This window comes from Paenibacillus sp. J22P218 (assembly GCF_056269195.1).
Window position 1 is genome coordinate 55,201 of sequence record NZ_JBWDNL010000004.1, and the last position, 23,756, is coordinate 78,956.

22 protein-coding genes are annotated in these 23,756 nt (G+C 41.0%); 8 read left to right on the plus strand and 14 right to left on the minus strand.

The features are described 5' to 3' along the window. Nucleotides 1–19: 19 nt before the first annotated feature. From AC0YN0_RS18410 to AC0YN0_RS18450, 9 genes are all read right to left on the minus strand, one after another. On the minus strand, nucleotides 20–685 hold the full coding sequence (locus tag AC0YN0_RS18410; RefSeq protein ID WP_475822566.1) for a class I SAM-dependent methyltransferase: 666 nt from the start codon (nucleotides 683–685) through the stop codon (nucleotides 20–22). A gap of 25 nt (nucleotides 686–710) precedes the next feature. Further along, entirely contained in the window at nucleotides 711–1,373 is a 663-nt protein-coding gene (locus AC0YN0_RS18415) for a class I SAM-dependent methyltransferase (protein WP_475822567.1), read from the minus strand. After that, nucleotides 1,364–2,392: a hypothetical protein gene (locus AC0YN0_RS18420; protein WP_475822568.1), complete on the minus strand. Its 1,029-nt coding sequence runs from the start codon at nucleotides 2,390–2,392 to the stop codon at nucleotides 1,364–1,366. Before AC0YN0_RS18420 ends, AC0YN0_RS18415 begins: the two co-directional genes overlap by 10 nt. Further along, the gene (locus AC0YN0_RS18425) at nucleotides 2,393–3,082 is read right to left on the minus strand and encodes a WbqC family protein (RefSeq protein WP_475822569.1); all 690 of its coding nucleotides are present in this window, start codon (nucleotides 3,080–3,082) and stop codon (nucleotides 2,393–2,395) included. Then, nucleotides 3,079–4,401 (minus strand): NAD(P)-binding protein, encoded by a 1,323-nt coding sequence (locus tag AC0YN0_RS18430; protein WP_475822570.1) that lies wholly within the window; start codon nucleotides 4,399–4,401, stop codon nucleotides 3,079–3,081. Before AC0YN0_RS18430 ends, AC0YN0_RS18425 begins: the two co-directional genes overlap by 4 nt. A 19-nt stretch (nucleotides 4,402–4,420) precedes the next feature. Next, a complete protein-coding gene (locus AC0YN0_RS18435; RefSeq protein WP_475822571.1) occupies nucleotides 4,421–5,161 on the minus strand; it encodes a cytidylyltransferase domain-containing protein in 741 nt (246 codons plus the stop codon). Then, nucleotides 5,158–6,204 carry a UDP-N-acetylglucosamine 4,6-dehydratase family protein gene (locus tag AC0YN0_RS18440; RefSeq protein ID WP_475822572.1) on the minus strand — a complete coding sequence of 349 codons (1,047 nt, stop codon included), beginning with the start codon at nucleotides 6,202–6,204 and terminating at the stop codon, nucleotides 5,158–5,160. Before AC0YN0_RS18440 ends, AC0YN0_RS18435 begins: the two co-directional genes overlap by 4 nt. Nucleotides 6,205–6,360: 156 nt before the next feature. Further along, nucleotides 6,361–8,904 carry a CDP-glycerol glycerophosphotransferase family protein gene (locus AC0YN0_RS18445; protein WP_475822573.1) on the minus strand — a complete coding sequence of 848 codons (2,544 nt, stop codon included), beginning with the start codon at nucleotides 8,902–8,904 and terminating at the stop codon, nucleotides 6,361–6,363. 50 nt (nucleotides 8,905–8,954) lie between these two features. Further along, nucleotides 8,955–10,094: an FkbM family methyltransferase gene (locus AC0YN0_RS18450; protein ID WP_475822574.1), complete on the minus strand. Its 1,140-nt coding sequence runs from the start codon at nucleotides 10,092–10,094 to the stop codon at nucleotides 8,955–8,957. A gap of 198 nt (nucleotides 10,095–10,292) precedes the next feature. Between AC0YN0_RS18450 and AC0YN0_RS18455 the strand changes: the two genes are divergently transcribed. Genes AC0YN0_RS18455 through AC0YN0_RS18490 form a run of 8 tightly spaced genes read left to right on the plus strand, consistent with a single transcriptional unit; the run spans nucleotide 10,293 to nucleotide 19,940 of the window. After that, a complete protein-coding gene (locus AC0YN0_RS18455; protein WP_475822575.1) occupies nucleotides 10,293–11,825 on the plus strand; it encodes a glycosyltransferase in 1,533 nt (510 codons plus the stop codon). 13 nt (nucleotides 11,826–11,838) lie between these two features. Beyond that, nucleotides 11,839–12,555 (plus strand): phosphocholine cytidylyltransferase family protein, encoded by a 717-nt coding sequence (locus AC0YN0_RS18460; protein WP_475822576.1) that lies wholly within the window; start codon nucleotides 11,839–11,841, stop codon nucleotides 12,553–12,555. Next, entirely contained in the window at nucleotides 12,552–13,592 is a 1,041-nt protein-coding gene (locus AC0YN0_RS18465) for a glycosyltransferase family 2 protein (protein ID WP_475822577.1), read from the plus strand. The genes AC0YN0_RS18460 and AC0YN0_RS18465 overlap by 4 nt, the downstream gene beginning before the upstream one ends. After that, complete coding sequence (locus AC0YN0_RS18470) at nucleotides 13,589–14,647, plus strand: glycosyltransferase family 2 protein (RefSeq protein ID WP_475822578.1); 1,059 nt, start codon at nucleotides 13,589–13,591, stop codon at nucleotides 14,645–14,647. The genes AC0YN0_RS18465 and AC0YN0_RS18470 overlap by 4 nt, the downstream gene beginning before the upstream one ends. A gap of 4 nt (nucleotides 14,648–14,651) precedes the next feature. Next, the gene (locus AC0YN0_RS18475; protein WP_475822579.1) at nucleotides 14,652–15,374 is read left to right on the plus strand and encodes an SDR family NAD(P)-dependent oxidoreductase; all 723 of its coding nucleotides are present in this window, start codon (nucleotides 14,652–14,654) and stop codon (nucleotides 15,372–15,374) included. Between the two features lie 24 nt (nucleotides 15,375–15,398). Next, nucleotides 15,399–16,823 (plus strand): hypothetical protein, encoded by a 1,425-nt coding sequence (locus AC0YN0_RS18480; RefSeq protein ID WP_475822580.1) that lies wholly within the window; start codon nucleotides 15,399–15,401, stop codon nucleotides 16,821–16,823. Beyond that, nucleotides 16,820–17,965 (plus strand): LbetaH domain-containing protein, encoded by a 1,146-nt coding sequence (locus AC0YN0_RS18485; protein ID WP_475822581.1) that lies wholly within the window; start codon nucleotides 16,820–16,822, stop codon nucleotides 17,963–17,965. Before AC0YN0_RS18480 ends, AC0YN0_RS18485 begins: the two co-directional genes overlap by 4 nt. Before the next feature lie 25 nt (nucleotides 17,966–17,990). Continuing rightward, nucleotides 17,991–19,940, plus strand: coding sequence for a glycosyltransferase (locus AC0YN0_RS18490; RefSeq protein WP_475822582.1), 1,950 nt, complete (start codon nucleotides 17,991–17,993; stop codon nucleotides 19,938–19,940). Between the two features lie 55 nt (nucleotides 19,941–19,995). On the opposite strand, the gene fliT is transcribed toward AC0YN0_RS18490, so the two are convergent. The 5 genes from fliT to AC0YN0_RS18515 form a co-directional block, all read right to left on the minus strand. Then, a complete protein-coding gene (gene fliT, locus AC0YN0_RS18495; RefSeq protein WP_475822583.1) occupies nucleotides 19,996–20,322 on the minus strand; it encodes a flagellar protein FliT in 327 nt (108 codons plus the stop codon). Between the two features lie 3 nt (nucleotides 20,323–20,325). Next, nucleotides 20,326–20,727, minus strand: a complete 402-nt coding sequence (fliS, locus tag AC0YN0_RS18500; RefSeq protein WP_475822584.1) for a flagellar export chaperone FliS — start codon at nucleotides 20,725–20,727, stop codon at nucleotides 20,326–20,328. A gap of 22 nt (nucleotides 20,728–20,749) precedes the next feature. Beyond that, the gene (gene fliD, locus AC0YN0_RS18505; RefSeq protein WP_475822585.1) at nucleotides 20,750–22,471 is read right to left on the minus strand and encodes a flagellar filament capping protein FliD; all 1,722 of its coding nucleotides are present in this window, start codon (nucleotides 22,469–22,471) and stop codon (nucleotides 20,750–20,752) included. 17 nt (nucleotides 22,472–22,488) lie between these two features. After that, nucleotides 22,489–22,842, minus strand: coding sequence for a flagellar protein FlaG (locus tag AC0YN0_RS18510; RefSeq protein ID WP_475822586.1), 354 nt, complete (start codon nucleotides 22,840–22,842; stop codon nucleotides 22,489–22,491). 132 nt (nucleotides 22,843–22,974) lie between these two features. Next, nucleotides 22,975–23,742 (minus strand): flagellin N-terminal helical domain-containing protein, encoded by a 768-nt coding sequence (locus AC0YN0_RS18515; RefSeq protein ID WP_475822587.1) that lies wholly within the window; start codon nucleotides 23,740–23,742, stop codon nucleotides 22,975–22,977. Nucleotides 23,743–23,756: the final 14 nt, after the last annotated feature.

Consider the following 23,756-nt stretch of genomic DNA (forward strand, 5'->3'; position numbering starts at 1 on the left):
GATTGATCGCTCCCCAGCTTTATTTGGTTACAACAATGATATAATCCGAGTTATACTGCGTCAACGATCCCATTGATGACTCGGAGATGCCAATTTGCAAGCTTGAGAATGAATGGAATAATTGATGGATCTCGTCCTCGGTGAAGAAATGCATAATCATTCCTTCCTCATTCGTGAAATTATCGTTTATTTTAAATGTATGTTCCCCTAGATCCTCGCCTTTGCCATATCTCATATCGTTAGTCGTACGTACCACAATTAGAGCTTTGCCTCCGGGCTTTAGTATCCTATGTATTTCATTAATAGACTTCTTCACGTCTTCTTTCGTTAAATACAGCATCACTCCATGACAAACGATACCATCAAATCTCTCGTTCTCAAAAGGCACCTCTGTAATACTGCCTTGCTTCAGTTGCGCTTGCCAGCCGTTCATGCTTACCACTTGGTTCGTATAGTCGATACATTCTTGAGAAATATCCATGGCAGCAACCCGAAAGCCTTCCCTTAGCAAAAAGAACGTATGCCTCCCTGTCCCGCAGCCTAAGTCAAGCACTTCAACATTTCCGATATCCTGTTTAAAGGTCGATTTTACAAATCTGATGACTTGCTCGTTCGGATGTACCAATCGCAAATTTTTATTGCTATGTAAGATATCCCATTTTTCTTCATGACTTTGTAAGTACATTAGCCTCATCCTCTCCGTGTTTCTTTTATTTTGTCAAAGTAATCAAATAATCGGAATCATACTCGGCTAATGAACTGTAGCCTTCCCTGTGTATACCTATCGTCACGTCAGAAAAACCCGGAAAAAGCTGTTTAATTTCATCCGTGGTAAAAAAGTGGATCGTCATCGTCTCTTCATTTGAGAAATCGCTTGTCATCCGATAGGTTCCAGGCTCTACTTCCTCGCCCTTTCCGAAACGCTTGTCCTCTTTGTTTCGCACGACCAAAAAGGCTTTGCCGCTTGGCTTTAACACCCGGTAAATCTCATTTACAACCTGTTGGATATCCGCCAAAAGAAAGTAATAGATGACAGAGACTGAGATTATCCCATCAAACTGTTGATCTTCAAACGGAAGGGATGTTATCGATCCATGCACTAATTCCGCTTGGATTCCCTTATTCTTCAAAACTTCAGCCGTGTACTCCAAGCCTTCTTTCGAGAAATCGATCCCGGTTACTTTATAACCCTCGGAAGCCAGATAAACGACATGCCTTCCTGTACCGCAGCCTAAATCCAATACGCTCTGTTCTGTCGGGTTTTTGAGATTGCCTTTTACGAACCTAATCGTCGTTTCGCTTGGATATTTAAGTCTAAATTGATTTTGACTATGCAACTGTTCCCATTTTAATTGGTTTTCCTTTATGTACATGAACCATCTCTCCTATGCATGGAATATATTATTTCCGATATCCGCTCCGCGCCTCTTCCATCTATTAGTTGGAGCGCATTTCTGCATAATTCGGCACGGACCGCGTATTGATTCATGCTCTCCATGAGCGTCTGAAACTTAGTCAATGTCAATTCCCCGTATTTCCCGGCATTGAATACCGCTTTTGATTCTGCGAACAGAGAAGCCTCGTCTTCCTGTTCTTCGTTCTGATTAATCGTGATGACCGCCGTTCCCAAGCAACAAGCCTCGTATAATGTCATTCCGCCAGAAATAATGGCAAGATCCGTGTCCATCAACCGTTCCGCCATATTCGAAACGCCCCGGTACACTTGGACGTCATGCTGGGATTGCAGTTCGCTAGCGGCGATATCGGCATTTGCACCAAGTATAATATCTATTTGAAAGCGGCTACCAATGCCTTTAGTCCGATTAATGAGCTGCAACGCGAATGGCGTAATTCGCCCGGGATCAGTTCCCCCAAATGACAATACTATCTTTTTCAATTGCTGCGGTATTGTAATCGTTTCGTTTCTTTGTTGAAATTGCTCTTTCAAAATAATATAATCCGGGCCAAAGTAGAGCGCCTTCCCGTCCGCAATCCTATCCTCATCCATACGAAACTTAAGGCTGCAGCATACCATGCCGTCATAGCTATTCTCATGTAACTGTTCATTTGCATCATTTATGACGATAAGGACGATACCGCTCCTTCTCATTTCCACCATTACTCTTTGCTCTAACAAATGGATGGGTCCGTCAATCACCGCGATATCGGGCATTTTCGTTTTGAGGGAATCCCAAGCCAACGCCATAGACGCATATACCCGATCTTCCTCATGGCATTGAATATCGGCTTTCGGTATAATGGCTATAAAATCCAGCGCATCTTTACCTGTTAACCGGCACCTCTCTTGCAACACTTTAAGCCGCGTCATATGACCCATGCCGATTTCTTTCCCTGCCAATGCCATAAAACAAACCTGTCTTCTCGTATCCATTCAACCCTCTACATGCTGCTTCGTATTTGAAAAACCGATATTGGCCGCCATATCTATAATCGATAAATAGGGCATGAATTCTTCTGTGCCTTGTTGCGGATAGGAGCTCGGTACAAAGGCTTGATAGCTAAGCTCGATCGTCTCGTTAGCAAACAATCCTTCCTCCTCTATATATTCTCTGGAACCTGGAGCACTAAGATAGCTGCTGGCGCCAATTGCTTTGCATATGTTTATTAAATGTTGCGACTTCATGCCGCCAACGAATAATTCACTGCTTCTAACCAGCTTTGTCTCCATGTTTAATCTTTGCTTGATCGCTTCAACTAGCAGGTAGTTTATATCCGCTAATTGCGAACCGGCATTTTGTAAAACATCCGTTACCATCTCGATAACCTCGAGTCCATAAGGATGCTTCGAATAAGCATGACGCAATTTGGCGATATGATCATTTCTCCACTTTTGAGTCTCATCGGTAATCACTTCGCGGATCGTTTGTTGGGTTTTCCCTTTGCTGATTACGGGTATAGTCAACATGGTCTCTTGTCCATGAAGAATGATTCGGTTTCTTTGCTGCCAAGACCGTTTGGCAAATTGAACATCATCCAACAGAACAAAAACATCTACAGAGTTCATCATATGAAAATAACCCGTCCAAGGCAGATAGGTTGGCTGCATGATTGCACATTTCATGATCGGTTCCCTAACCCTCTTATCATATTAAAGGTATCCTTCAACACATCGTTAAGGAAAAAACCATTGCCGCTTGATTTGCCCGTTAGGCTAATGTTGTTAAAATGTTTTTTTATGAACTCCGTCTGTTCTTTCAACTCATTTACGTATTCTGTGGTAAGGAGAGGGAATCCGGTGCTCAAGGTCTGTGCTTCGCCATATAATGGCGTACTTGATTCGCTTACTACACCCATCCGCTTCAGCTCCGCAATGATTTGCTCCTCGGTGACTTCGCAATGGTCAGAGAACAGCACCTCAACCGTGCATCGGTATCCGTTCAATACCGTATTCATATTTGAATACAACGTGATTCTAAAAGATCTGTAAGCATCATCGTAATTGTTTATATAAGCGGAATCTACCAAGAAGGGACCGTCAAACACAAAATGAAACAGTTTTACCATTCTAATCTTCGGCCTTCCGTATTTTACATCCGTGTTCAAATTGTTGATAAAGAGACTTGGAGGCAAAGACCACATTAAATGATCCAGAACGATGATCTCGTCGCTATCGCCTATCGTTACTGCTGTCACATTCCCGTTGCTATGGTGAATTTGGGTTACATAGCTTTCCGTAATAATGCGAATCCCTCTACTCTGCAGCTTTTGGACCAGCGAATAAATCCATTTCCCGATTCCGCCCTCATGGGGGTAATAGCTGACCTTGCTATCCACGATTTCGTGATAAGAGATACGGTTATCCATTTCAGGGATCGTTTTTAATAATCGCGTAGCTGCCGGCGTCAAGATCCGGATTCTTCTTGGCACAAAGAGCTCATGTGCCCCATTTGCCAACTGGTCTAGCGGGTAGCCAAAAAATTTATTTATGATTGGCGCAAAAATTTCATTCTTAAATATATCGCCATATAGCAAGCGAAGCCCTTCTTCAAGATTGCCGGACTGAGCAGTGCCCGTTGCGGACAACATCTCCACTACCCCTCGATGATACAAGCTAGATTCAATCAAGCGAGCGTCAATCGATGGTCCGTCATGCTGCATTACACCTTTAAAGAAGGTACTTACCTTTAAGGGACTCATCATTCGCCATTCGGGATTTCCAAGCACGTCTTCCAGCAGAATGTCATCCAGTTCCGGAATACCCGTTTCTGCAAGCAAATGCGTACCAAAATCAAAAGGATATCCATTTATTTGTTGCGAACTGAGCAACCCTCCCAATACGGCTTGTTTATCAATCAGAACGATATTATCAAACGAGTCGCTTGCGAGTAACGCACTTAATATTCCTGATATTCCTCCTCCAACCACAACTGCCGTGCTCATGCTATCCCTCTTTCTCTGCTCATTCGACATTTACTGTAGCTTTTTGCTCTATATGGCTATTGATAGCGGCTAATTCCGGATGCTCATTCGTGATTGCAATCGTATGCTTCCAAGAATAGTTGGTTTCCGATACTGCCAGTTTCGTGTACAACTCCTGAATAAAGGTCCAGTCCTCGGGCGTGTCCAGTGTCCATCTATGATTCGAAAAATCCACTTCGTTCCTTACGCAGTGCAATTGCTCCGGCTTTGCTGTTTCATAGAGGAACGGGGTAACGTGTTCCCGTTGATAATGCTCGGTTGCAAGAAAATAAGCATCCTCCAAAGCTGCAAACCGGAACGCTTCAACATCCAATCCTCGCGGATAAGTCCGCTCCAGGTCATTGCTGGCATATACGAATTCAGGATCCTCAAGCAAACTCGCAATAACCTCCTCGCAGAGTGAAGGATCGAGAAGCGGACAATCGGAAGTAACACGAACGATGATATCTGCGGCTACCTGCTTGGCAGCCTCGTAATATCTGCTTAATACGTCTTCTTCACTGCCCCTAAAGCAAGCTATGCCCAACCTTTCGCATTCCTTCAAAATAGCATCGTCTTCCTTACCTGTTGTCGTCGCTACTATAATATGGGACGCATTTCCAACCTCGCTACAGCGTTCTACCACATGGGCAAGCACCGATTTCCCATGAAGCTGGAAGAGCACCTTCCCGGGCAAACGGGTAGATCCGCTTCTTGCTTGTATAATAATGACTGTCTTCATGACATCATCCTTACTTTCGATCGGGAACGATTTTGAAGAAGCCCATTTTCCAAAAGTAAAGTACGTACTTCTTCTTTAGATATAGGATTAGTATTTCCGGAGCTATAACTTCTAATTTCTGCTGGCCTCTGACCTTCATATTCAGCCACGCCGACAAATGAATTAGGGATTACGAACATCTCCGGCAATTCTAACGCATGGCTGGATTCCTCTTCTGTCATTAGTTCTTCAAACATTTTTTCTCCTGGCCTTAATCCTATTTCTTGAATAGTTACTTGGGATGGATGAATAACAAGTTCCTTCGCAGTTTCTTCAATAACACATTGAGCCAAATCATCCAATCTGATTACTGGCATTTTGAGAACGAAGATTTCTCCGCCTTTTGCAATTTTCATCGCATTAACAGTTAAATTAGTTGCCTGTTTTAATGTCATCATGAACCGACTCATATCTTTACTGGTCACTGTTATATTGAAATGCGCTCTGATCTGCTGCTGGAACAAAGGAATGACTGATCCTCGCGATCCCATCACATTTCCAAATCGAACGGCAGAGAAAATCGTTTTTCCCGCCCCTCCATAATATTGCGCAGCAGAGATTAGCCTCTCGGCCATTAGTTTAGAAGCCCCATATGTATTGGTAGGAGCGATGGCCTTATCCGTGCTCGTAAATACCGTCTTAGCTACGCCACTTTCAAGTGAGGCTTGAATAACATTCTGAGTCCCGATGATATTGGTCTGCACTGCTTCGAAGGGATTATATTCACATGCAGGTACATGCTTCATTGCAGCACAATGGAATACAAAATCAATATCTTGCATTGCTCGGCGTAATCGATCGTAATCTCTCACATCACCAATTAGATATCGAAGATTAGTTTGTCCACTATATTGCTGTTGCATTTCATATTGTTTGTGTTCATCCCTGCTAAATATGCGTACTACCTCAGGTGAATCATTTAATATAGTTTTTAATAGAGATTGTCCTATCGTTCCCGTACCACCAACAATTAGAATCTTCTTGCTCGTAAAAAATCCCCTCATAATTGCCCCCCCCACAAGCTTATAGTCTTTATATCGGATAAATAGATCCATAAAACAATATGAACCGTCAGGAAAATACACTGACGGTCATTGTAATTACTTCCAAATAAAATAGAAACTAACTTGATACTCGATACTCACGCAACATTCACCATATCATTCATTAAGATGATCAGCTACATAACGCCATATCTTTTCGCCACTTGTACCATCTGAATTTGTGATGCTATCACATACTTCTCTACGTTGCTTTTCGCTCCAATCGCTGCTTCTATTTTTACAAACCATCTCTATAAACGATTTAATAGGGAAGCTCCGATCGTTAAATGTGCTTCTTAGATCTACACCTACATTAGGCGGTTCCGGATATTTAGCACTAATAAATGACTTCTCATCTAGCTCTCTATCAATTCCAAAAGCTATTTTTCTAATTTCTCCTGAATGTAAATGAATGCCTATCACTGCAGGTGCAGCCACAGGGCAAAACCATATCCAATCCTCATGAATCATAGCACCCGAAAATAACGCTTCACTAACCTTCAAACTGCGGTTACGCTCAACCGAATCGAACGGATACGATGTATTAAGCAATGCCCAAGTAGATTTTTTTATGTTTGAATAAGCGACAGATACCTCTCCTGTGTAGGATGATATTTTCAAAATGGTATTCGCATCATGAGGAATAAGCCAAACATATTCTCCATCGAATACCGCGCCAGAAAAAGGTTTGTTTCCTCCCTTGAACCCCTTTGGCCATTTGTTATATTCACTTATTTCATTAGAACTCGGGTTCCATCTGATCACAGTAGGTCCGTTCGGTATAACCAACAATAGATCTTGTCCATCGGATGCCAATACTTGAACTGAATCATTTATAAAATCAAGCTCGTGGTTAGTTGTGACTCCTGAGACTAGGTTCACTTGGATAAGCGTCTTTTTTCCAACCATCGATATCCAGAGATCATTCTTATAAATGATTCCATCCGAAAATAGAATCGTGTCGTCTAGGCTAAGCTCGTCGTCGCTGAAAATTTTATAGTTTACCATCTCTCCATTTTCCATATCTAGTCTAACAACCATATTTGCCTTAGCAGGAATCATCCATATAAACTGTTCTTGTTGAAGTGCATATATAAAATTTTTTGGTCCATTAGACCGATACGTCATAGGTAGCGAGAATGATTTAAAACTCCCCAATTTCGGGTTATAACACATCACTGCGGGTGCTCGATTAGGAACAAACCAAATCAATTCATTATACTCGAATGCTTTTGTAAAAAGCTCTGGCTCATGATAATCTATACAATTAGGCTCATATATAAACCGCATCATTCCGGAATCCAAATTAGTGGAACATATTGCCCCACGGTTCATTACTGCAGATATAAACTCGTTATTCAAAATCACTCCCGGACTTATTGATATTGGAATAAAAGATTCATCCTTATAATCCAACCAAGCGCGACTTACTCCCCAAAAATCAATACTAGCCTTAATATTGGGCATCAATTTCATTACAGGCTTTCCAGTCAGAGCATAAGGAGCAAGTACAGAACTAAAATCTCCAATATAAGCATCTGAATGGATAATAGCTGTATGCATCTCCGCCGACTCATCATAGACAGCATTAGACATCTTCTTGAATTTTTTCACAAGCGTTTCGTATGCATGCAGCAATTGAGGTTTCATTGATTTGATTGTTTCTATGCTAAGGGGATGCGGACGCCAAATAATCGCGATTTCTTTATTGATTTGGAAATGACGAATAACTTCTTGGATGCTTTTAATAATATCTTCTTTTTCAGACAACAATCTCCCTAGGCTGGTGTTAAACAAGAATATGGTTCTACCTTGTAAAGCCTGTTCCCACTCAGCTGGCATTGATACATTTTGTTGCATACGACCGAGCATATGGTCAATCTTTGGCGATCCCATGGCAACGATTTGATCTGGATTAACTTGCTTGGATGCCAGAAACTCCTCTCGAGTCGATTCGGACTGTACAAAGGTTCTCCAAGCATTTTTTAGGGAAGGCAGTTTAAAGTGAGGAGGGTGTTGGCCTATTGAAATGAAATATGGAATATATACAAGTTTATTCGTATATTTCATTAGATTCGAGCTAAAGTATGTAGGGTGCACCTTCGTGACTGTATTTAAATCGTCATATGGATTATGAATAAAGATAACATCGGGATAATGATTGTTTAGATCATAGTTTTTATAATGTGTTATTTCAACATATGAAGGAAACTTATCTCCTTCGTATTCTTCCGTAGATGTTCCTCGCTGTGAATTAAGGCTTGAATAAGGTACCGGTATTGTTCGTACGATACATGACGGATCGGCGCTTGCAGCTCGCCATACACTGTCAAATGCATCCCACATTTCCGCCTTATAAGGCATAAATACTATTTCATAATGTACTTGCACATGTTCGTGAATCCATATCGATAATAGATCCGCCCATTTATACGCACCGTCATAGTTCCTTACCTGGATGTCTACTTCGCAAGCCGAACTATAGATCGTGTACTTCTTGTCGATGACTTCATCCAAAACGGAACAAATCGCTCCAATACAGTCTAGACAATCATCATGCAAGTATGGTGCTGTGCTGGCTGCCGGACTATTAAGAAATTGAAGAGCTTCTCTTAATGTATCTACGAGCTCCAAAGTCTGCTTTTTGCGTTCAACTCTCACCGAGATATCCAACCTTTCATTTTCACATCAATACTGTCCTAGTTCTATGATTACTCCAAATTATCAATGCATCTACTAGGGGGAACAGCAAATAACACCAACTCGTAAGGATCATTAGAATACTTTCGCACATACAAGCGATATGCCGGAAATTCTTTTCTGATGAAATACGGAATCTCGAATAAATCTTCTGTCTTGTGATAAATGCATATAGCAAGTATAGGAGTATACAATGAAATGATTTGACGTGCACCGTGTAGGGTAGCCAACTCACTGCCTTCCACATCCATCTTTATAAATGATGGTTGATCATTAAAAATAACTTCGTCTAAAGTACACATTTTCACTTCGACATCACCATACTGTGATACCCGATTTTCGGATGTCGTATTCGATTGAGAAAAATAAACAGTTGTATCACGATCACCCGTTGCCATGTTAAAAAGGCGGATATTGTCTTTCATTAGACGTCCTGCCACATCCTCAAGCTTTTGAAAGGTATCAGGTGTCGGCTCAAATGAAGCTATTCCCCGAAGATTGGGATACTGTTCGCAAAATATTTCTAATGTATCCCCCTCATACGCTCCACAATCTGCTATGAAATCAGAATCTGATAGGAGGAATAAATCATTGGCTATATACTGCTGATCATAATTAAAGTAAGGAGAGCGATAAGTTTCCCCGGACATTTTGCTACGAATGTATTCGTAGTATGATGCTTTTGAAAAATCATCATACAACATATCAATAACATTAAGACAGTTTTCTTGATGGATAGCGTATCTCATTTCTAACGCTTTAGAATAGTGGGCCGGTATAAAATAGAGCTTAAATGCCCACTGACTGCAATACTTCTCTAATTCCAATCGCAATTCGGATTGAGTATTTAAAGAGTAAGGTGTAATGATAATATTTGCTTTGCCATTCGTTTTTGCGGCCAGATCTTCTAATGAAACTACAGGAATCCCCAAATAGTCCTTTCCTTGTTTCTCTGTATTACGATCAATAAAATACTTTGGATTGAGACCCTTATCTTCCATAAAATATTTGAGCCAGAGCTCCCCAAATTGTCCTCCACCATAAATAGCAACAGGATTATCTATGTTTTGCGAATCATTCAATTCTGCAAATAATTCACTATCAATAGAAGCACTTGTGAATAATTTTCGAAGTTTATTATAATAGCTCATGTATTTAACCTCATTTCTATAAAGTTCTCAATCCTTTGCACACATTATATATTATATATCGGATCAATGCATCGGATATGAAAGCCCGCTCGCTATGCGTGTTAATATTATACATTTGCATTGTCGAACTAATAGTTTCTTTGTATCTTTTCGATATAATGAATAAGAACAAAGTTTCTAACACGAGGAGGGGCTTGCTTGAACCGGCTCAGTTTATATGAGTGCGCTTTATCCAAAGACGAGCAGCATATCTTAGCACACATTGATGCGATGCGTGGTCGTTGGAAGTATTTCAAATACTCCGATGTATTGCAAACCTATCAAAGCTACGATTTTTTACTCAAACAAAAATTCCTTAATTTAATAAAGTTAATGTCCAGTTCAGAAGCATACTCAGTACTACATGAAATGTGGACTAGTGCGACAAATAATTTGCATAACTATTTTATTGAAAATAATCTTTTTCCTACATCAGTTGATTCCATAAGACTTAAAGATTTAATTGAACTCAGTTTTTTTTATGCAAACCAATTGATACGTTTACCAAATTACACTGCAGTTAAGCCTTCAATTAGTGTAGTAATTCCTGTTTACCGTGCTCAACAATATATATGGGAGACCCTGCGTTCTGTTTATGAACAGACTTTTCAGGACTTCGAGGTCATTCTTGTTAATGAATATAAAAATGATGATCCTTTAGAAGAGATTGTTTCCGTATTCGGTGACACACGAACCTATATTGTACAAAAGCATGAAAAATCGCGCCTTGGCAGATCTCTTAATTTAGGCATAGAGAATGCACGAGGTTTATTCATCGCACGTATGGATGCAGATGATATTGCTCATCCTGAACGCTTTTTAAAACAAATCAATTTTTTCAATAACAATCCTGAAATTGATTTTTGCGGAACACAATTTCGTTCGTTCGGTACAACAAATAACTGGGGTAATAAATTTTATCCGATTACTACTGAGGAAATTCAATGTCGGTCTTTAAAGTATTGCAGTTTCCTACACCCAACAGTCATGTGGCGAAGAGAAAAGCTAATTAGTAACAACCTGTGGTACAATGAGAATATTTTGGCGGAAGATACTGATTTATTCGCAAGAATTGCATACAAACTAAAAACGGCGAATTTACCAGACTCCCTCCTCTTGTATCGACGTGAAGAAAATAATCTTTCAAACCAAAATCTTAAAGTGAAAGACTCTAACCATCTTAGCCTGGCAGTCAATCAAAGTATCAAATTAGAACAGCAAAACTTAGTCAATCTCTATCACTCGCTAAGTAAGGATGAGTTAAAGCGCATTCACCATAAGCCCGGGCAATTTTTCAGTTACAGCGACGCTTTGGAAATTTTCAAACATCGTCTAGGCAGGAATGAACTTTCCGATCTACTCCCTCCAGATACTAGCAAATCACATGCTGTGTTTGAAACGCAATTGAAAGATCGGATACCTGTTATTTGGGGATACGGGTGGAACGGACAGGTCTTGGAATATACGATTCGAGAAAAAGGATTTCTAAACTATAGAATAGTAGACCAACGGATGCAGGATTTAGGATTAATTCAGGATTATTCTCATTACATAACAATTGAAGATCTAAATAATAAATCGAATAAATATTATATTATTATTTCAATGGATAAACATTTTGATGAAGTAACTAGTAAATTGAATAGCTACGGATACTCGGAGCTGCTTGATTACGTAGAATACTTTGTATAAGGGGTAGCCTATTATGACGACAAAAGCGATTCTTATGGCAGCCGGACGAGGAACTAGAATAAGCAGAGATATCAATGGTAACTGTAAATGTACATTGGATATCGGCGGTACGACCCTTATCCGCCACACCGTACAAATGCTACTAAAGCACAAAATTGAAGTCCATATAGTCGTTGGCTACCAAAAAGAACTCATTATCGATGCTCTACACGGGCTTCCTGTTTCGTTTCATGAGAACGTCTTTTATTCGGTTACGAACAGCCTTTCCTCGCTTTGGTTTGCTAAAGATCAATTGGAGGGAGACACCATTATCCTAGGAAACGCAGACGTATTCTGGGAAGAGAACTTACTGCCCATTCTTTTGGAGGACGAACGCGATTGCGTCATGTTAAGCGACTCCAGTCGAGTCGAGCAAGGAGACTACCTATTCAGGGTCGAGAATGGTGCTGTTCGCGAATTCGGTAAAGGATTAGATAAAAATAAGGCTAATTGTGAATATGTAGGACTTGCAAAAATACAAGGACAGATTATAAAAGAATGCAAGAAAGAACTTATCTATATGGTCGAAGCACAACGCCACAATGCATGGTGGGAACAAATCTTGTATAACATGATTCCTGGCCGCAATATATGGACTACTGATATTTCTGGACATTTCTGGGCAGAAATCGACTTTATCGAAGACTATAAGCGGATTTTGGAATACAGAGAAGGGCAACACGTATTATGATGAATTCTAAGATTAGTATCATTGTACCCGCATGCAACGCAGAAGCCTACTTGGAGCGATGTTTGGAATCGATCCTGCAGCAAACATTTACCTCATTCGAGGTCATCATCGTTGACGTCGGATCAACAGACGGCACCGCTCTGATCGCTAAATCGTACGTTGCGCATGACAATCGTTTCTTCTATTACAAATATGACCGCGTGATGCCCGGTATTGCTAGAAATTACGGCATGATCCATGCGAGCTCTCCCTTCATTGCTTTCGCCGATGCCGACGACGCCTTGGATGCGGATATGTTGGCTTCAATGCATGCCGCGGCAAATCGTAATGAAGCAGATATTGTCGTTTGCGATTTTAATATGGTCTATCCAGACCGAACCATATCAGCTTTCTCGCAATTAAGCGACGAAAGCTTTGTACTATCAGGTAATAATTTAGCTGACTATTACTTTCAATATAGTGCAGCTCCTAAACCTAACAATTACGTCTGGTCCAGATTATATCGAACCTCTTTTCTCGAAAAAACCGGCATTCGTTTTACAGATGCCTCGTACAGCGAAGACCATATGTTTAATTTAATGTTGATTTGCTCGATGCCACGCATCTCTCATGTAGGAAAAGCTTTATATCGGTATATTCAAAGAGAAGACTCCGCCGTTAGACAAAATGCAAAGAAATCGAATCATGGTGAGCTTTACTATTCCGCTTATAATTCTGTTTGCGAATTTTTGGAAGCCGTGAATGGCGAATTCGTTGAGCCTATTGCGAGTATTTATGCTATTACCCGTATCAAAAGCATTTTCTTTTATGGGCAGCTCGTCAATCTTCCCGAATCAAGGTTGCATGACTCCTTAAGCAGCTTCCTGAACGGCCAGTACGTCAAACACTATTTAAGTCTTTGCGTGGACAATGGATATCTTCACAAATACTGTAAGATACACCACATATCCAAGCAGCAAGAGCAGCTGTTTCACGAGCTGATCGAAGTCTGCCTGACGACAGACCAAATACCGCTCAATAAAGGATGGTTCTCATGAATCCATTAGTTAGTGTAATTGTACCGATTTACAATACGGAGGATTACTTGCCACGCTGCTTGGATTCCCTGATCGGACAAACGTTATCGTCGATTGAGTTTTTGCTCATTATGGATGCGAATAGCAATCTGGAAAGCTATCGCATCGTTGAGGAATATTGCCGACGAGATAGCCGCATGAAGATGCTGACTGGCGAAGCCCGAGGAGCAAGCGCAGTCCGGAATATAGGACTACGCGAAGCCCAAGGCGAGTACATCGGTTTTGTCGATTCAGACGACTATGTTAGGCCTTCAATGTTTGCAGACTTGCATAATTTTGCCGCTGCGCATTCACTCGACATCGTCGTTAGCGGCATCCTTAGAGATAATGTCGACTCGGAGTCTTTACAGACGTTCATGTTATACCCAGAAGAAATAACAAGAGTACCGGATACAACACGGCGTGACTTTATGTATAAATGGGTTCTTGCCGCTCAAGCGAATTCGATTTGGAACAAACTGTATCGCCGTTCTTTGCTGGTGCAACACGGGATTCGCTTCGACGAGTCAATCCGAATGAGCGAAGACGGCGTCTTTAACGCCGTCTATTTTTCACTTGCTCATTCGGCAGGATCCATTACGATAGCCAACTACGTCTATTTCAATCGACCAGGCTCGATTATGTATACGATAGACACGAATACGACGCTACGCGACTTCCAACTTCGTTGGGATGTATTTAAAGCATGTGCAAGCGATTTGCCCGATGGAGACGCTTTACTTGCCATTACGTCTCTTCGTTTAATTGCCAACGCGATCTTCTTCTTCAAAGTTAGAAATCAATCCCTTGAAGAAGCTTGTCGGTTCACGTCGTTACTAACCGATAAGCTCGGCATGCAGCCTTATTTGAATGTAGTGAATACACCTGGTGTGCTTGACGATTTCGCCAAACAGGCCTATATGAACGAATCCGCTTTAAGCAATTTCCGCAAATTTGCGGAAGCAGCCGCTCATGGCGAAAAGCAATTGCTAGAATGGCAACTATACTATACTAAAATTGTAGAGAAGAAGGGCTAGGATCATGAAATACGCGCTAGTGACGGGATCTACCTCAGGTATCGGCTTTGCCATTGCGAAGCGGCTGCTTGAAGAAGGCTGCTACGTCTTCATTAACTATGCCTTCAATGAAGACAATGCTCGTATGGCTGAAGATAAGTTCAATAATATTAGCCCCAACTTCAAACTGATTAAAGCGGATATGTCCACTCTAGATGGTGTATATAGAGTAAGCGAAGCCGTCAAAACACATTGTGAGAAATTGGAATATCTCGTTCTGAACAGCTATGCCACCGACAAAACAGATTTTCTCGAAGTAACACCGGATCAATGGCAGCATGTAATGAATGCTAATGTTAATATGCCGTTTTTCCTAATGCAACAACTTTACGAACATATAACTGCTGGAGGTTCAGTTATAGGTGTCGGCTCTATGATGGGAATTCAGCCTCATGCCATTTCTGTTAGTTACGGCGTGTCTAAGGCTGCGCTTCATATGCTCTGCCAAAGTATGGTCAAGCATTTTGCTCCAAAACAAATCCGTATTAACGCTATTGCGCCAGGCTTCGTGGAAACGGCGATGCAGAGCGGCAAGACGCCAGAGCATCGTGGACGAATTGAGAAAAAAATTGCACTGCAGCGTTTTGCCGAACCCGAGGAAATTGCAGATTTCTGCTATAGCATTTTAACAAACAGTTACTTAAACGGAACTGTCATTCCTGTAGACGGTGGATACGACAAGGCCTAATTGTCAATGAATGAGGGATACGGTATGCATTATCGATTTTATAAAATCGCAATTCAAGATTGTATAGCAATAATAAATATGCTTGAAAACGAACCATTAAGTTTGACAAGAAGACTTTGGGTATCCGGAATTATTTCTGATCTTATCCAAAGAGTCAAGGAAGAGCACATACTCGACTGTTTATCGAAAGTTAAACGTGATATCACTTATATACTCGCTTCAGACCTTATAGATCCTATTCAACATATATTAAAACTGCTTCAACAAAGTAAACAAGTTAAATTGCGTATTGATCTCTTGTTTGCCAGGCCCGTCTCTGCAACTTACTTGTTACATGTTTATAAACAATTAAGCCAACATGATTTTGTTGATGTACGTATTATCGCAATCGACTACTATCCAGCAACTATTTATAAATCAAGTGGTCAATTTAATGAACTGGTTTCCTTTTTGAGTTCAAATAATGTAAATTATGTATCTCAAGAAAAATATGATGTTTTCGAGGAAATGCCTGATTTGATTTTTTATTCTTTTCACAATCACATTTACATGAAGCCTTTGCAATTACAACACTCAACCCTTACACCTATTATTAATCGTACCATGTTTCTTGAGTATTCACTGACCCCAACCGATATTTTGGTGTATAATAGCGACTATACTATTAATCCCTATACTTGGTTGCAATTCAGAACATCAGAATTCTCGTACAATAGTGTTAAATGGGGAGAACAAGATATCGTTACCGGACACCCACTTATGGACTTATCATACGATATATATGAAGGTAATATGCTCATTGAAGTACCCCGTGAATGGAATGAATTGGTGAAAGATAATACGATATTACTATGGAACATAAATCCAATCCTTAATTCAGATAGTTCAATAAACTACATTCACACAAGAAAAAAAGTAGAAGACACACTTAAGATAATGAATGATATATGTATCCAGTACCATTCAATTACAATCATACTTAGACCCCACCCATTAACCTATTTAGGTGAACTGCAAGACAAATTCACAAAATTACATAAACGAGTCATATTAGATCGCAACCCAGACAGCTATCCAGCACTTTTTATAGCTGATGCATATATAGGGAATTACGGGTCCTTGTACTCTCAATTTTTGCCATCCAGACGTCCTGCATTATTATTTGATGTATCACACTATGATTGTAATTATATTTTCTGGTCACAAATGAATCTAACATCAAATATGAATGATACTTATAAGTTCGTAGAGAGTTTACTTACTGATTATTCATCTTTAATTCGTCCCATTACAAAAATTGACACCTATTGTTTGGGTCCAATAGATGGAAAAAGCAGTGAGCGTATTTCAGATGCGATTATAAGTAAATTCATTGATGAAGAGAGTTCATTTATTCGCGAGTATTGCGCTACTCTTACGAACATAAATACTTATAGGGAGCCAATATGATGACGACTATTTTACAAGACTGTATTGATTTAGGGGAAAGTCCTTTCCAAAAACGATTCATCAAAACATCGCAATTACCTGAATTAATAAATATGAGCGGTATGCCCATCATATTATATGGGGCAGGTGCTTCGTGCAGCGATGTAATTAAAGAGCTGTTTAAAAATAATATCTTACCTTGCTGTATTACTGACAGTGATCCTGCTAAAGCAAATACAACTATCATGCACATACCTGTACTGTCTCCTGAAGAAGCTCTTCTGAAAGCCGGGACAGACGCCATTTGTGTTGTTGCGATTTGGTCTATCTCAACATTTTATAAATCCTTGATAGACAAATTACTTTCCATTGGCTATAAGCATATCTATTTCTTGAATAGTGACTCACATCCCCGAATATTTCCAAACTCGTGGATAGATGATGTACAAGAAAACAAATCATTGCTGCTGGAAATGAAAGATATATTCTCTGACGAACTATCAATGCAGCGATTCGAAGATTATATATATTCATTCCTTTCTAGCAAACTTGATCATTCTAGTATACTAGGAAGTTATAGATCGCTTGATGGTCAAATAACTGATAATGATCTTATTAAGGTTGGCACTAACGATGTAGTTGTTCATTGCAGGTGCGGCTTTAATGATGATCAAGATACCTATCTCAACATTCTATCAGGAGCAAAGGAGGCCTATTTATTCGAGCCAACTTGGGTGGGAAGAATAAAGACCAAAGAGTATTTTCACAATCGAAAGTCCAATCATGCTCTTATCTTTCCATATATCTTAGGATGCGATGACAACGTAGTAAACTATGACGAAAAAATCTTCTTCACGCGGTTTATTGACCAAGAAGAATATAAGCCTTCTCAAGCAAATTCTATATTTCTAGATATGATGGAAGGCGATATAAAACCAACTGTTATTCTCCTAGATATGTCTGAGGGGCATATTCAAGCCTTACAAGGTGCTTCTAATATTATTGCTACTCATAAACCTTTGATTATTTTAAAAGGCTTCAGATCTGCAAGCCAAGCAGCATTTATTATGAACTCATTTCCTCAATACCGTTACTTCATGCGTTATTTCGGTGGCATAACGATGCAAGATGGCTATGCACTGATTATTAATACAGCCAAGTAATAATATGTTAATAAAAGGAGCAGCCATGACTAAACTACTCTCGGTCTGCATGATTGTAAAAAACGAACAGGATGTTCTTGACCGTTGTTTAAGCAGCATTAGCGAATTAGCCGATGAAATTATCGTTGTGGATACGGGTTCTACCGATCAAAGTAAAGAAATTGCCCAAAAGTATACGAGCCATGTGTATGATTTCGAGTGGGTCAACGATTTCTCCGCAGCAAGGAACGAGAGCATTAAGCATGCAACATCCAAATGGGTGCTTGTATTAGATGCCGATGAATACATAGATACGAACGACGTTTCATCTATTCGCGCTTATTTGGAGAACCTGACTCCTTCCGCAATCAATATATTTACCGTTTCGGTATTTAGCTTTAAGGGCGAATCGATGCGTAAAGCTAATCTTCTTGAAGGCTCCATCGGGCGACTTTTCGCCAACGGATTCGGCATCAAATTCGTTCGCCCTATTCACGAGCAGCTTGCTTCCAAAGACGGTCAACAACTGCGTTCCAATAAAGCCCCAATCTCCATTTATCATACAGGCTATTTGGACTCCGTTCTCGCTTCAAAAAACAAATCGGAGCGTAACCTGCAGTTGTTCAACGAACACAAAAAACAAAGCAACTTCACTCCCTACGATTACTTCACGTTGGGCAACGAATACACACTGGAGAACGACTCCAAACAAGCTCTCTTTTATTATGAGAAAGCTTACAAGAAATCGAAACCGACAACTGCCTGGCACTACCTCTTAGTATTCGAGATCATCTTGAACCACATGAGGAACGATCGCATATTTGATGCCTGGACCTTGCTCGAGCATGAATGCAAGGACAAAAAAAACTATCCTGACTATCATTCCATGCAAGGACTCATATATGAGCATCTTGGCCTTTATGGAGAAGCCAAATCAGCCTTTCAGACTGCTCTTCGGAAATCCGATGAACTGGCCTCCACTAATACGATTTTTTGGCTAGTCAGCCCTATGCTTGCTATGGACACCCCGTTGACGAAGTTAATTGCTATCGCTAAGGTTGAGCACAATACAAAGGACACGATCTATTACCTTACAAAAAAGGTGAACAGCGATCCGTCCGACTATGCTTCGCTTCTGCAATTATTTGAGCTCATGCTTCATTTCGAGAAGGACTATAAACAAATTCACAAATTTATTTCTATGTTATTTCCTAATCCAAGCAACGATCAACTTTATTTGCTGTTCAAGGTGTTTAACGTTCTTGGTGATGTAAAGCTTGTCACTGCCTATTACGAGCGAATCTCCGATAACCAGCCATTATCCGTACAAGATTTGTTGAAATACGCATTGATTACTAATAATCGAAGTGCTTTTCAAGAACACGTAAAGCAATACCAGTCCATGCCTCTTACGAAGGAACTCCTGCATGTATTGGCTTTGAGTCATATGGTATGGGAGCTCGACGCTGTCGATTCATTCTCGGTAGATGAGGAAGATCAATCCTTACATCAAGCGCTTGAATTTTATAACGGGCTAAAATCCAGTTCCTTCCCGGAAGACTGGATACAACAAAATCATGATTATATTTTTCGGCTCGTTACCGATCTGATTCGAATCAAACAATATGATGTTTTCGATAAATATATCGAGCAACTATCGCATCCTACCTTAATTAATGCGCTAGCCAGCTATTTCTATTCAATCTATAAATACGATGATGCCGTAAGCTTCTTCTCTGTCCTTCTGGATGCCAATCAGTTGACGTTGCCTAGCTACCTAAGTCTGGCTATGCTTCATATAAATGATGGCCTCTATGATGACGCCATACCGTTCCTGGAAAGAGCTATCGAAGAATCTCCGAACTATAACAAACTATATATCTATTTATTAACACATTGTTCGAACGAAGAAACAAAATCGAAGTATCGCAAGCAATTACTTGACCGCTTTCCACAATATCGTAAGCTTCCTTTTCTTCAGCAATTGCTTCAATAAATATGAACAACAAAAAAACCGCCGGGATCGGCGGTTTTTTTGTTGTTCATGGCATCTACTCTCGTTTGTCAAAGAAATAGCTTTCGTTCGAGTAGGAGGATTCGTAAACTTGTTTTTGCATCCGTGATTTAGATAGCTTCTCCAAACCCTGATTGGCTTCGTCTCTAAGCATAATCATTCTAGCCATAATGATGTCATCATTAGACGCAATCTGAGCAAGCATCGTTTTGTGTTTATCCTCAAGAGAGCTATCCTGATGCAACGACTCGATTACGGTGTCACGAAGCGTCACCAATTCTATCAGGTCGTCCATAGTCGAATCTTCGATACGCTGTACAACATCTTCCGTTTTGTCATAAAGCTCGTTAATCATCGGTCTCATTGCTTACAAACCGGTTTCTACGCGAACATCCGAAGTACCGCCAGGACCTTTGACAACTTGCTTCCATACATCCCGGAGATCCGTCAAATGAGCGACGACTTCTTCAGCCATTCGCACATTCTTCTTAACATTCGCGTCGATTAACTGATGCAGCATGTACTCATAAAGATTTAATAAGCTTTTCGAAATTTCATAGTCATAGTTTAAAGCAGCAATCAGCTCGTGAATAATCGCCTGGGCTTTCTTTAGATTCGTGTTAGCTTTCTCATAATTGCGAGTTTGAATACCCTCTGCACCAGCCTTCGTGAAACGAATGGCACCCTCGTACAGCATAATAATAAGCTGTCCGCCACCTGCGGTTTGCACGGAGGACTGCTGATAGATTTGATATGGCGACTTCATCACACTGTATCACTCCTTTAACTGACTATAAGAAACTCGATAAGGAAGAAGACTGACTATTGAATTTGTTAATCGCCGTTTCCATTGCCGTGAATTGCTTGTAATATTGAACTTCCATCCTATTTAAGCGCGTCAGCATCATTGACTCTTTAGACTCCATATCCCGAAGTCTCTCGCCCATTAATGAACTTGCCATGAAAGGCGAAGCCGAATCGGAGCTGGTCAGGGACGTACCTGCCAACTTGTTAAGATCCTTTAACGCGGTCGTAGAACTGTCCATCATTTTCTTAAAAATCCCGTTGCTTCCCGAGAACATTTCTACCACTTCATCCGGATTGGAATCCAAAGCGTTGCGGAGCTTCTCTTCGTCAAGGACAAGCTTGCCTTTTTCCGAATAGCTTCCAGTCGATACCCCTACGGAAAGGTAAGTATCGTTGCCAAGATCAACTCCGCCTACCAAAGAAGTGGCAATCACCCTAAGATCGGAAACAAACTTCGATAACGTCGTATCGTTGCGCAACATGCCGCTGCGTGCTTTCGTTTCCAGCAGCTCGACTTCCTTCTCCGTTAGAGCAGCTTTCTCATCGCTTGTTAGAGGCAGATATTTGCGGTTTTTATCCTCCGATAATTCTCCGTTAATCAAGCCGATCAAGTTATTATACTCGGTAATAAAAGACTTTACGGTGTCCACGATCTTGCTCGTATCTTTAACGATAGAGATAGATGTCGCAGCGGTTGTCTCTGCCTTGACGGTGAAATCGACGCCGTTGACTACAAATCGATTGGAGTCTTGCTCGTAAGCAACTCCGTTGATCGTAACTTGGGCGTCTTTACCCGCGATGACCGTAACGCCAGATGTCGTTGCTGCTGTAGTGGAATCGAACGGCTCACCTGCTAAGGCAACCGGATTCGCATCTAATGAGCGAATACTAAACTTTCCTGTAGAATTATTGTATTCGGCCTTTGCATTGTACGTTGCAGGGTCAGCATTAATAGCATCAGCTAAGTCCGCTAGAGTCGCTGTTTTGTCCAACACTAGGGTACTACCATTGACGTCAACAGTAACTTTTGTGTTGTCAGATGCAAATTCTTCGAAACCTAATTGATCTAAATTTTTCCCGCTTGCGAACGTATACGTTTTGGTATCCGATATTGCAGGAACGTTCACTGACAGTTTGTTAGCGCCTGTAACCGTCGAAGCGATAGATAACTGGCCTGTTGTTTCATTATACAGGGAAGTTGCCTTTGCTTTGGTCGATTTTGCGTTAATAGCCGTGCTCAAATCTTTCAAAGTCGCCGTACTGGCGAGCGATATTTTCTCGCCGTTAATCGTTACGGCAACATTGGCAGCATTGTCCGGATCTGCGGCAAAGCCCAAACTCTGCAAAGATGCAGCAGCAGTTCCTGAGCCGAAATTATAAACCCTTGTCTCGGCAGTCGCAACCTGTGTAACGTTTACATTTAATGTACCGGCTGCTGTGGAGTTCGTCGCATTCAATTGAATAGCGTTTTTATCTCCCGATATTTCCCCTGTTTTAGCGTTAATGGCATTCGAAAGATTATATGAGGAAAGCTTATTGTACCTGAAATCAACGATTTTGGTGCTTATGTTTCGGTAATCGTCCCTTTGCCATTCCACTTGCGTTTTCTTCTTGATCATCGTGTCGTAGGACGTACGACGTGCCTTCATCAATTCCTTAACCATTGAGTCGACATCAAGGCCGGAAGCCAAACCAGATAATCTCATGCTCGCAACGCCTCCTTCTATACTTTCTTATCGATCATCATCCCCGTAAGCTCGATCAGCTTAGCAGCAGCTTCTACCAGCTTCTCTTCAGGAAACTGTCTGATTACCTCGCCGCTTGTTTTATCCCTGACCTTGTAAATAACTTGCTTCGTCACTTCGTGAATTGACCGGTCAACGGTCGTCTCCGGCGATTGAATCGCTTGCAAGATGCGGTCAAGGTTCTTCTTTACGTACTCTTCCGTCACTACTGGCTCGATCTGAGCAGTGATTGGTTTTGCATTCGGTTCATTCACCGTTTCTTTTCTCGGCCCGTTGCTTGAATTCGTCTCTGAGGAATATCCCGCCGTAGTGTTAACAGATGAAATGTTCATCGTATAACCACCCTCGTCATTAAACTATAAATATATTATCGGACAATTAAGCCCCATTCTTTAGATATGACCTTATAAATAAAGAAAAAGAGGCGCTTGGTAAAACCAAGGCCTCTTCCCTTTTGCAGTAGATTAACGAAGTAAGGACAATACGCCTTGTGGTTGCGAGTTGGCTTGAGCCAGCATAGCTTGCGATGCTTGGAGCAAGATGTTGTCCTTTGTAAGTTTGACCATCTCGGAAGCCATGTCTGTATCGCGAATACGGGATTCGGAAGCAGTCAGGTTCTCTACAGTCGTTCCCAAGTTGTTCGAAGTGTACTCAAGACGGTTTTGAACAGCACCCAGTTTAGCGCGCTCAGTAGCAACGCTCTCGATAGCTGTTTCAATTTCGCCTAGCGAAGAGCTGGAAGTCAAGCTGATAAAGTCAGTTGTAACGATGCTGCCGATTGCAATTGTTTGAGCCGAATCATCGGATTGAATCGTTGCGCCATCAGTGATAGCCATTTTGTTGAACGTTGTATCGTTCATGATGTTCGTAATTTGTTTGCCCAACTCGTCAAGCTCTACATCGATGTTAGCTGTATCCGTCGAAGAGTAAGTGCCGTTCAATTTTTGAACGTTAAGCTCTTTCATACGAGTAAGCATGGAGCTAACTTCGTTCATAGCGCCCTCAGCTGTTTGTACGAACGAGATACCGTCTTGAACGTTACGTTGTGCCATTTCCAGACCACGGATTTGGCCGCGCATTTTTTCGGAAACTGCAAGACCTGCAGCGTCGTCAGCCGCACGGTTGATGCGAAGACCGGAAGACAATTTTTCCATGGATTTGCTAGCATTAGCGTTGTTAAGTCCCATGTTACGGTGAGTGTTCAAAGCTGTGATGTTGTGATTAATACGCATTGATATTTCCTCCC